13 protein-coding genes are annotated in these 10,767 nt (G+C 35.7%); all 13 read right to left on the bottom strand.

The genetic code is table 11. The annotated features are described in order from the left end of the window. Positions 1-212 precede the first annotated feature (212 nt). Positions 213-1,247 carry an Lpg1974 family pore-forming outer membrane protein gene (locus RHOW815_RS04350; protein WP_215217119.1) on the bottom strand — a complete coding sequence of 345 codons (1,035 nt, stop codon included), beginning with the start codon at positions 1,245-1,247 and terminating at the stop codon, positions 213-215. A gap of 284 nt (positions 1,248-1,531) precedes the next feature. Continuing rightward, entirely contained in the window at positions 1,532-2,629 is a 1,098-nt protein-coding gene (locus tag RHOW815_RS04345) for an Lpg1974 family pore-forming outer membrane protein (RefSeq protein WP_215217118.1), read from the bottom strand. A gap of 567 nt (positions 2,630-3,196) precedes the next feature. After that, entirely contained in the window at positions 3,197-4,027 is an 831-nt protein-coding gene (locus RHOW815_RS04340; protein ID WP_215217117.1) for an EscT/YscT/HrcT family type III secretion system export apparatus protein, read from the bottom strand. Positions 4,028-4,264: 237 nt separating this feature from the next. Continuing rightward, positions 4,265-4,534: a type III secretion system export apparatus subunit SctS gene (gene sctS, locus RHOW815_RS04335; protein WP_215217116.1), complete on the bottom strand. Its 270-nt coding sequence runs from the start codon at positions 4,532-4,534 to the stop codon at positions 4,265-4,267. A gap of 16 nt (positions 4,535-4,550) precedes the next feature. Then, entirely contained in the window at positions 4,551-5,333 is a 783-nt protein-coding gene (gene sctR, locus RHOW815_RS04330; protein WP_215217115.1) for a type III secretion system export apparatus subunit SctR, read from the bottom strand. A 93-nt stretch (positions 5,334-5,426) separates the two neighbouring features. Further along, complete coding sequence (locus RHOW815_RS04325; protein ID WP_215217114.1) at positions 5,427-6,044, bottom strand: FliH/SctL family protein; 618 nt, start codon at positions 6,042-6,044, stop codon at positions 5,427-5,429. 3 nt (positions 6,045-6,047) lie between these two features. Continuing rightward, complete coding sequence (locus RHOW815_RS04320; protein WP_215217113.1) at positions 6,048-6,899, bottom strand: hypothetical protein; 852 nt, start codon at positions 6,897-6,899, stop codon at positions 6,048-6,050. Between the two features lie 3 nt (positions 6,900-6,902). Beyond that, positions 6,903-7,754, bottom strand: coding sequence for an EscJ/YscJ/HrcJ family type III secretion inner membrane ring protein (locus RHOW815_RS04315; RefSeq protein WP_251368227.1), 852 nt, complete (start codon positions 7,752-7,754; stop codon positions 6,903-6,905). Between the two features lie 190 nt (positions 7,755-7,944). Further along, entirely contained in the window at positions 7,945-8,928 is a 984-nt protein-coding gene (locus tag RHOW815_RS04310; RefSeq protein WP_215217111.1) for a glycosyltransferase family 2 protein, read from the bottom strand. Continuing rightward, positions 8,906-9,004 (bottom strand): hypothetical protein, encoded by a 99-nt coding sequence (locus RHOW815_RS09055; RefSeq protein ID WP_350339697.1) that lies wholly within the window; start codon positions 9,002-9,004, stop codon positions 8,906-8,908. The genes RHOW815_RS04310 and RHOW815_RS09055 overlap by 23 nt, the downstream gene beginning before the upstream one ends. 10 nt (positions 9,005-9,014) lie before the next feature. Continuing rightward, positions 9,015-9,494: a type I phosphoribosyltransferase gene (locus RHOW815_RS04300; RefSeq protein ID WP_215217110.1), complete on the bottom strand. Its 480-nt coding sequence runs from the start codon at positions 9,492-9,494 to the stop codon at positions 9,015-9,017. A gap of 2 nt (positions 9,495-9,496) precedes the next feature. Continuing rightward, positions 9,497-10,597 carry a beta/alpha barrel domain-containing protein gene (locus RHOW815_RS04295; protein ID WP_215217109.1) on the bottom strand — a complete coding sequence of 367 codons (1,101 nt, stop codon included), beginning with the start codon at positions 10,595-10,597 and terminating at the stop codon, positions 9,497-9,499. Positions 10,598-10,621: 24 nt separating this feature from the next. After that, positions 10,622-10,767 (bottom strand): transposase (locus RHOW815_RS04290; RefSeq protein WP_215217120.1); only part of this gene is annotated, 146 nt, incomplete at its 5' end.

The following is a 10,767-nucleotide window of genomic DNA, read 5'->3' as shown; positions in this document are numbered from 1 at the left end:
AACTTTTTGCTTTTTCAAATTTCATCATGCCCTTACGTATTTTTAAGGGCATTATTTTATACAAGGGCTTTTTTATTTCCTAGTTTTGAAAGAGCTCTACTGTCAATGAAGTGCTGCCTGTCAACTCAAGTTCTGTCTAGGACAGATTTTAAACAGGCGCTAAAGAAAAAAACACCAGAATTTAAAGCTCTAGTGTTTTTTAAGGATTTTAGTTAGAAGTCAAGGTTTGCATGTAGTGTCCAGCCCTGGTAAGTTAAATCTCCTGATGAAGCTGAGATAAATAGACCTGGATTATATAAGAAACTTTGATGCAAATACACATGGTTTTCCCAGCCCAATTTCAATCCAAAGTGAAAGTCACAGAAGTTATAGTCCCAACCTAGTCCAAGTTGCAGATCTAGAATAGGTCTGCAAATATGGTAACTATCTACAAATGAATAAGCAACAGTTCCAAATTCATTTACAATTTGTTTGATAGATCCATATTCAATAGCACCAGCTACATTTCCGTAAAGGCTAAATCCACCACAAAAACTCCACTGTGTGTTAAGCCCTGATTCGATTCCAATTCCCCACCATTTAACTTTTCTGTTACTTGTTTGGTTAATTGTAGGATCGGCTATTACTCCAGAATAAGATGCACGTAACCTTTGGAGTAACCAATCAGATCTTAGCCCAAAGAAAGGTCGTAGTGTTACCCACTTGCTTACGAAAAACTCGCGACCTGTATTAAGGCTAAGTCGTTCAAGGCGATTATGGTAGTTTGCACTTGCAGTTGTAAAACCTACAAGAACGCTACTTAATACAAGGCCTGATTTTCTTAAAGCATTACCTTGAGCTGCTGTAGTATTACCTTGGCTACTGCTAATTAGATGTGTCCAAGAAAAATCTACATCCCAATTATCATGGGGCAGAGTATAATCCAGACCTATACGGAGTCCCCAATTATATTTTTGTTTTATTCGATCATTTCCCAAAGGAAGAGTAAAAGTTACTGATTCTATAGCATAGACAAGAGCATCTTCTTGTAACTGCCAAAGCAAAGCATCTGCAGATACTTGAAGATCCCATCCGTTTTTTCTTAAAGGCATTCCAGGGGGATTAAACGTTTCATTCGTTTTAAGACAGCAAAGGCAATTTTCTAGGTTATGCGTAGCACAATCGTTAATATCGGCATACGTAAAACTTGTTGCTAATAACATAGATGTAGCAATTATAGGCCACAACTTTTTCAAGTTCCATTGCATATAAGATTCCTCTTGAGTTTAGATTATTTAATTTCAATAAACGACAATTACACCAGATACAAATGCATAACAAAATTTTTTCCAAAGAGTGCATTTGGAGCATTTTTATGGCTTAACTGTAATTCTTATTTTTAACGTATCAATATCCATCTTATATTAATAAAAATAGATTGCAACTTTTTTTTTGAAAAAACTTATATCATTGAGAATAAAAAAACACCAGTTTAAGTGAATAGGTTCACTTAATCCTGGTGTCTATTTTTTTGCGGCAGCAAACACTTCACTTAGAAGTCAAAGCAAGCGTGTAATGTCCAACCTTGATAAGTCAGACTTCCACCAGAAGTGTTGTCTGAATAGTTAACTGTGTTATAAGACAAGAATCTGCTTTGATCAAAATACACATGGTTTTCCCAGCCCAATTTCAATCCAAAGTGAAAGTCACAGAAGTTATAGTCCCAACCTAGTCCAAGTTGTAGATCTAGAATAGGTCTGCAAATATGGTAACTTCTACTAAATGAAGCAGAATTGTTTTCCATAACACCTACCATGTTAATTTCATTCAATTGTAGTTTTTGTAGACCATACTCAATAGCAGTGGCTACATTTCCATAAATGCTAAATCCGTTACAAAAACTCCATTGTGTATTGAGCCCTGATTCAATACCCATTCCCCACCACTTATTTCTTTGATTAGTGAATTGGTCAGTTGTCACAGGATCTCCATTAACAACATTACTAAAACCATAAGATGTACGTAGCCTCTGACGTAACCAATCAGTTCTTAACCCAAAGAAAGGACGTAATGTTACCCACTTACTAACGAAGAACTCACGGCCTACATTAAGATTAATTTGATCAAGACGGTTGCGATATCTTGAATTTGCAACAGCATAACCCTCAAAAGGATTTTTTGCAGAAGCAAAACCTTGTGTTTTTATTAAAACATTTGATGGATCATTTGCTATAGAAGAGCCTTTGCGGCTGCTAATTAGGTGTGTCCAACAAAGAGCTACATCCCAATTATCATGAGGTAGAGTATAATCGAGGCCAATACGGAATCCCCAATTGTATTTACTTTTTACTTCATCAGCTCTAACAGGAAAGCCATTATTTGTTGTTTCTACCGCATAGCTAAGACCGTCTTCAAATAATTGCCATAAAAGAGCATCTGCAGATACTTGAAGGTCCCATCCGTTTCTAGTTAAAGGCATTGCAGCGGGGTTGATCATTCCATTTACGCCTCGTCTTTGCTCAAGGCTATTAAGACGATTTTCTATATTACGCAAGGACGCTGAATCACCAAAATCCGCATACGTAAAACTTGTTGCTAATAACATAGATGCGGCAATTGCGGGCCACACCTTTTTCAAATTCCATTGCATATAGATCCCCCTAGGTTTGGATCATTTAATTTCAATAAACGACAATTCGTAGCTGCCCACGGAGTTAATAACTTCTTTGTAAGAAATTAGCAATTCCGCAAGCAGCTACAATGTAGATATCTTGAAGATCACCGTACTTGCTTACAATGAGCTTTATAAACAGCTACATCTGATGCAAACTTGCCCTAAAATGAAAAAACTGCAATGAAGAATAATCTCTTTTAAAACATATTCTGAGCAGCATTTTTTTTTGATAGCTTTATTTGCATCATTTTTATGGCTTCACTGTAATTTTTATTACGAATTCAAGTCAACAAAAAATAGTATAAGTATGTGATTTTCCTTTTTTAATCGTTGTTAAAATCCTATGTCTGGGATAGGTTAAATATGCCTTATAACTATTTAGGAGGGGATTTTTGTTTTTTAGAGCATTAAATGAATTTCGTGTTTTTAGAACTTAAAAATCAAAAAAAACAATCAGAAAAAATATAAATATAAAAAGAATTTTTTCTAAATTTAATTAAAAACTTAAGACTATTAATAAGTAAAATTAGTTAATTTCAAATGCTATTGAAAGCTTTTTAGAATAACTTCTAGATCTTTTAAATACCCTAATGATTGTATGCCCATTTGTTGCAAAATGAAAAACCACGCAGCACAAAGAACTGCAAGTCCAAGTAATGACTTAAGAGACATGCCCAAAAAAGCAATTTGTACTTGAGGGGCTAATCTATTAGCGATTCCTAAAAACATCTCCGTCATTAATATAGCAATGATAGATGGAGCTGATAATTGAATACCAATTGATACGATTTTTCCGACTAGTGCCCAAACGCTTTGCCAAAAAGCTGCTTGAAAAGTAAAAAAATACGATGGGAGCATTTTATCTATGGGAATAATTGTATAAAAATCGAAAAGAGCATTAAAAAAATAAAAGATACCGTTTATTTGATAGAAGATCACAATCATGATGTAATTATAGAAAATACCAATAGAAGAAGAGGGAGTTTGCATAAAAGGATCTGTCACTTGCAAAGCGGAAGATCCTCTTAGAAAATCGATGTTTACTCCAGCTGTTTCTGCAATGTAGAAAGGGATTGTTATAAAAAACGCAAGAACAAATCCAAGAAAGAGTTCTTTGAAACAAAGAACAATATATTGAAAATTAAATCCGACCATTGTTTGAGAGGTCATAATCATTTGCGGTAAAAATACAAGGGTTAAACAAATCAAAAGACCCATTTTTACAGTGCTAGGAGCTTTATTTCCTAGAAAAGGAGCCAAACTTACAATAGGAGCAAAACGCATCAAACCTAGAAAAAATAAGGAAAGCAGTGCAAAGGGGTCTAGTTCAAAAAGTTTAGAAAAAAAAGCTAGGTAAGAGTCATTAGGGTTCATGTAAGGATCTTATACGAGGTTTATCTTAGCAAGATGGATTAAGGACGTTGTTTGTAAATCGTCAAATTCATACGCTTACTTATCCTCTTGCGCCAGATTAGAATCATAACAAATAATTGTAAAATGGAAACATGAGCAGAGCTATTAACATGAAGGCAGCAACTGCAGGCCCCAATTTAGTTTTTATAAGGAATTTGGTCAACAAAAAGTGAGTGTGAATGACGTTGTATGAAATCTTTAAGAGGCCCACTTAGGAAAATTTGTGAAGATATTATTGGTAAATTGTAAGATTTGTGAACTTAACCATCCTCCAACAATGAGCAAGGTAAAAATCACCGCAAATAGTTTGACCATGAAAGAGAGTGTTTGTTCTTGGATTTGTGTAGCCGCTTGAAAAACAGCAACGGTTAATCCGAGCAAAGTACTGATTAAGATAGGAGGCCCAGATAAAAGAAGAATCAATAACAGAGCTTGGTAGGAAAGCTGATAGATTTCTGTATTATACATAGTTTTTTTCCTTAAATTAGCGAAATGATAAAACTAGTCCCTGAATGATCAATGTCCATCCATCTACCATTACGATTAATAGTAATTTTAAGGGAAGCGCAATTGTTAAAGGAGATAACATCATCATGCCCATAGCGAGCAAAATATTAGAGGTCACTAGATCCACTACAAAGAAGGGCAAGTAGATTAGGACACCTATCTCAAAGGCAGCTTTGAGTTGTGAGGTAATAAAGGCAGGAATTAAAATGATAAAATCGTTGGGTTTTAACCCACCGCGAAACTCCTCTGGTATAGAGCGCTGAGCGAGTTGGTAAAAACCACCCATGTGTTTAGCAGTGGTATTTCTCTGTAAAAAATCACGCATGGGTTCTTTTGTAACATTGATTACATTTACCATGTATTGAGCGCTCTCAGCGGAAAATAAATTTGTAGGAGCTCTGTCTTTAATCTGATTTTCTCCCGCTTTATACATGGCTACAGCGGTGGGAAACATTACATAAATCGTCATTAAAAGAGCAATACCGCTTATGACTTGATTCGGTGGAGATTGCTGAATACCCAAAGCATTGCGTAAAAGAGACAATACAATCACAATTTTAATGTAAGAGGTTAAGAGCATAATGGCAAAAGGCAAAAGCGCAAAAGCCGTGATTGCTGTTAGCTCTTCTAAGATGGTAGGTGTTGGTGCTAGTTGCTCAATAGAAGGTGAAGAGGGAATGACTTCTTTTGCATATAAACAATCTCCTAAAAAAAGACAGGCTAGCAATACAAAAGAAAAAAGCAGAAGGCGTTTATGCATGTTAGTACCGTTTTTTTACCGAATTTAGTATATTCTTAGATTTTCTCTAAGAGAAAAAAGAGATTTTAAGTGCTTTAAGTTTATACTTTAAAATTACATGTATTTTTGAAAGGCGTGCTCTAGGGATTCCCAAAGTTTATCTATTTTGGCATTGATGATTCCACTATCTGTTTCAATAACACAGCCTCCTTGTTCAATATCGTCTCTTTCTTGAATCGTAAAGGTTTTTATTTGCTCGAGACTTTTTTTAAGAGTGGGTTTGTTTGCTTCTAGAATCTCTTTGTCTAACTTGTTGACATAGATGGTAATATCTGGACTTTGCTTCACGCTTTTAAGCGTTTCAGAAACGATTCGCACAATAGTTTCAGGATGTAAAGAGAGTTGTTGGCTAACGATTTTTTTAGCTGCTTGTAGAGCGAGAGGAAGTACTTTTTTTTGGAGTTCTGAATACCAAAAAAGCACTTTTTTTTCTAAATCTATAATATAAGTACTGAATTGCTCAAGTCCTTCATCAAAACCTTGTTGTTTTGCTTGGGCACGTAGTTTTTTACACTCTTTTTCCACCTTTTGTTTATAAAGAACAATATCTTCTTGTGCATGTTCAATAAGCATTTTTGTTTCTAATAAAATACTAAAATCTTTAGCAGGAATCACCTTTTCTGCTGTAGTTGGATGTATTTCACTTTGTTGAATGAATGTTAGAAATTTCATAAGTTAGCTTTGGTAATTAAGTTTTTTCATGAGTAACAGGATTTGATTTTTGAGCAGATTAGCTGCTTGTGGAGCAGTTGTAGCGGTAGATAACTTAGTTAATAACTTACCTTTTTTCCTTTCTAGACGATGACTTATATACCAAGTAAAGCTCGTATGAATAGGATAAATAGCTTTAGCTAATCGATTCATTCCTCTTTGTATTAATGCGTTTTTTAACACCTCTAAATCTGCAATCCATTCCGATAGCCCTATTTTTTTAAAGATCACAGGTTCTTTCTGAGTCAAAAGTTTTTTTAAATAAATAGACTGTTCCTTAGTAAGAGCGCTATCAATCAATTTTAATTTTTGCGTAGAGATAATTTGAGGAATTTCTACCGCTAAATCATGCATTGCTAGTAGTTCAATAAGGGTATTTAATTGTGTGGTACTTAAATCAAGCAAAGATAGTAAAGGATGCTGTGGTAAAAAGCAAGGAGGGATTAAGTTTTCAGGAGCAATTGTTTTAAATAGCTCTTGAGTTAAGTATTTTTTGGCTAAAACTGTGGGCTTTGGAAAGAATTGAGAGAGCATGAGCTCTTCTTTTAACCCTTGTATTTGTTGAAGGGGTAAACAAGAGATAAAAAGCTTAGCATCTTTTTCTGTAAGAGAACGCAGATAGGGAACAAACCAGGAAAAATGTATAGCATCAAGCTGTTTATATATAGAGGATTCTGTATCTGTTACCTCTATATTTTCTTTGTGAGATGTTTGTATTTCCGTTTGCATCTCTTCGGATAAGCAAGCAACCAAGTCTTTTTTTTTTTGAGAGGACATAATAAGAGAGCGTAATGTACAAAAAGCTACTTTATCCATGGCTTACTTTTCACTCTCAGGCGGTTCTATTGTTTCTTGTCTCTCTTTAAAGGGGGCGATTTTAAGCAGATTCCTCCAATTCCCTTTTTCTTTAAGGAGGGGATAGAACTTCCAAACCAGCCAACCGATGAGCAAAGCGAATATAAATAAGCAAAACATAAGAAGAAAGAAGACAACACGGAAACGAGAAGCTGATTGTTTGTTTAATATAATCGACCAAATGCTTACATATTCATTACCAGATCCTTCTAAAGGCTCGCTTATGGGCATTAATGAGACATCAATAAAGCGCGCACGATCTGAAATGACGGTAACATCATTGAGATCAAGACCTGTTACGCTACCAGATACAAGCCGTTTAATTTTAGAAGAAAGATGAGCATTAGGGTCATCGAATATTCCTTGATGTTTTACATAGACTGCCGCTGTAATTTTTTTTATTTTTTCTTGTTGTGATCCATAAGCCATAGAAGAAGTTTCACTAGAGGGAAAAGAAATTTGCACATCTGCATCCAACACCCCATCGATCTTACGGATCATATTAGCAATCTGTTCAGCAAGTCCTGCTTGATAACGAATGGTTTCTTCTTTTTCTGAAGACATCAAGCCCGCTTTTGCAAAAAGATCCAGTAAGCTCATCCCTTTTTTACGAGGCAATCCATTTTGATTTAAAATAGCCATAGCTTTTGTAGAATGAGTCTCATCAACTATGATGCTCCATTTTACAGCTTCATTTCCTGTTGCACCAGCTCCTGTGCTTACAGCTTGCATTTTCTCCGAAGAGATTCCTCTACTTGCTAGAAAGACGATGATCTCATTTGCCTCTCTTTCGTCGACATCATTTATGATGACCATATTACGATCACAGCTTATAAAAGTGAAAAGAAGAGAAATGAAGAGGTATTTTAAAATGTTGTTAATAGTCATAAATCAATAGTTGTAAAGATTGAAAATTGCCCAGTCTGTCATGCTTATGTGACAAGATATCCTATTTCTTAACTTATAGCAGTTTATCTTAGCTTCGTCAAATTAGAACTCTATTTTATTAGCAATGATTAATCCAATCAGGTCCGGGCCCAAAGCGACGCAAGAGATAATCTTTTATACCTTTTAGAGCTGCTTTATAAATTAGCAGTCTATCTCTTTTTTTTTCTTGCTCAGCTTTGGTGTAAAAAAAATTAAAACAAAGACACTGCATAGATCGTAACAAAGAGATTTTTAATAATTGAAGGATTTCAGGAATTAACACTCGTATATAGATGCTTAAAAGTTGGTTGCAAGCGCAGTTGCGTTCGATCCAAAGAAGGCGGTTACGCCACCAAAAATAGGTAATATGTGTTTTACCTTTAAAAGAAGCGGAAACTTTATGCCAAATTTTTGCAGAAGGGTAACTGATAATTTGAAACCCTTTGCGTTTTGCACGCATACAAAAATCAGATTCCTCCCAAATCAAAAAGAAGCGAGCTTCCAATAGTCCTATTTGTGCAAAAACTTCTTTTTTGATCATCATGGCAGCCCCGCAAACATAGTCGATACAGAAGGCTTCATCCCAATTCTCATCTAATGCATGCAGTCCGATTAAATCAAAGATTCCTTTCTTTGGATTCCAAGTTCCTCCAAAGTGATCTAATTTTCTCTCATTTTGCATGAGATAAATTTTAGCGCCAAGAACTCCTGCCTTAGGGAATTGTTGAAATCCTAACATGAAGTGCTTTAATAAATCAGAAGAAACCTTGGTATCATTGTTGAGCAGCAAAATAAAATCCGCTTTGTGATCTAAAGCGTATTGGATTCCCACATTATTACCACCGGTGAACCCTAAGTTGATTTGGTTTTCTAATAGCAGATGATGGGGAAATTGAAGCTTTATAGCAGAAATAGAACCATCATTTGATCCATTATCAACAATGACTATTTGATAGTTAGGGTAATCCAATGATTGCAGAGACTGTAGGCAGGTTAAGGTATCTTGTCTTCCATTCCAATTTACAATAATAATAAAAATCTTAGGAAGATAAGCTGAAGACATAAGAGGACCATCCCGCTTTGCGATATTCGCTTGCTGCTCGTTTTGGGTTTTCTGCTTGATAAATTCCTCGCCCCACAATGATTACATCACTGCCCGCTTTTGATAGCTGAGTATGGGGTTTGGTATGTCTGCGCTAAGCTATCCTTATCGTTAGCGGATTGAATGCCGGGTGTAAAGTAAATCCATTTCGGATTGTTGGAAATTTTTTTTAAGCAAGGGGCAACTTTTTCAAAAATACTTTGAACTGTAGTAATCATATCTTCAACGACTAAACAAAACTGCTTTTTATTAAAAATGCCCTCAATACTGGATTTAGTTCCATGTTCCTTAATCTCCTTACAGCGCATCAGCAAAGGCACTCCACAAATCAGACTAAACTCTAAAGAAGATGCAAGTTGCCAAAGGGCATCGCAGATTTCTTTTACGAGTTTTGGAAAAGAAATAATCCGTCTTAAGTCGATATAAATCAGAGATGTAATACCGCTTTTTAAAACAAAACGGCCAAATTGAATCGATCCTATGCTAAAAAGATCAAGGATCATTTTTTTAGTCTGTAATTGGATCATCTCTACTCTTTGGTATGATATTTTGTTGCTAAATAAGGATCCCACATCATACCTGTTGCGGTCATTGCAGCGTTAGCTTTTGCTTTAAAAAAAACAGAAAAATGCTCTGGTAGGGAAATACCCCCTACTCCGATTAAGGTAAGATCGAGCTTTTCTTTTTGGATGATTTCATGAGTTTGTGTAATAAACCGTATCGCAGTAGAGAGAATAGGTCCTCCACAAATACCACTTGTTGGTCTATCAGAACCCAAAGGAGAGTTTCCAGCTGAATCAACCACTCTAGAACTGACTGAGTTAATCCCAGAAATGGCTTGGATTCCACTTTGAGTAGCTGTGATTAGCACTTCTTGCAATAGTTGTTTAGACGGGAAAACACCCACTTTAATCATTAAAGGAATGGGATGAACAGCTTTAACAAGCGCTCTTCCAATTTCTGCAACAGCAGAGGGAGACAAATAAATAGCACCTTCTTTTGTCTTTACATTAGGGCAAGAGAAATTCGCTTCGATAATCTTAGCCCCTGCTGCTTTAGCTAAGGTGGCAACAGCTACAAAATCTTCTATAAAAGTACGCTCTTTTTGAAAGGAACCCGCTATGGAAACAACCATAACTTGCCCTTCTTGTAAATAAGCATTTGCACGAGGGATATCCTCTAATAGAAAAGCAGGTGATCTAGAAGGCATGCCAAAAGAGTTTGTGATCGCTAGATCCTCTATTTGCTTAGGTGGGAAAAGGACTTGTTTAACACTATATTTAGGATCATTTGCATGTATAGGGCCATTTGTGTCGACATAAATAATATTTGGCATGGAATGAGCTGCATATTCTTTACTACGAATGGTTTTATATACAGGAATGTCGTATCCCAATTTAGCTGCCAGTGAAATCCATTTGGAGTTTAATAAAGGTCCAGCTGCTACACCAATACAAGAGGCTACTGGGAATCCCAAAAAATTAAACATCGCTTCTCTAGAAGGAAGATTTCTTTTGGGAATCAATCCATCAAAGAAAGGACCCTCTTCTGCATTTTCTAGATAACTTTTTTTCATATCGTAAATAGGGAAGTGATCTGGATACCAGATAGGTAATTTAGTGGCAGGCATAGAGGTTATCTCCTAAGAGCCTGTTTAAAATCTTTTCAAAAGTAGAGCAATAAAAGCAAGAAGCACCATATTCAGGCTTGTATGTAGTTTTCTTTCGCAATTTTTCCATAGCCTGCGACATTTTTCTATCCACGCAAAAGAACGCTCTACAACCCATCTTTTGGGAATAA

The sequence above is a fragment of the Candidatus Rhabdochlamydia sp. W815 genome, assembly GCF_018642185.1.
In the GTDB taxonomy this organism is placed as follows: domain Bacteria; phylum Chlamydiota; class Chlamydiia; order Chlamydiales; family Rhabdochlamydiaceae; genus Rhabdochlamydia; species Rhabdochlamydia oedothoracis.
Note: the sequence above shows the minus strand (reverse complement) of the source record. Positions and strands in the feature narration are given on the sequence as shown.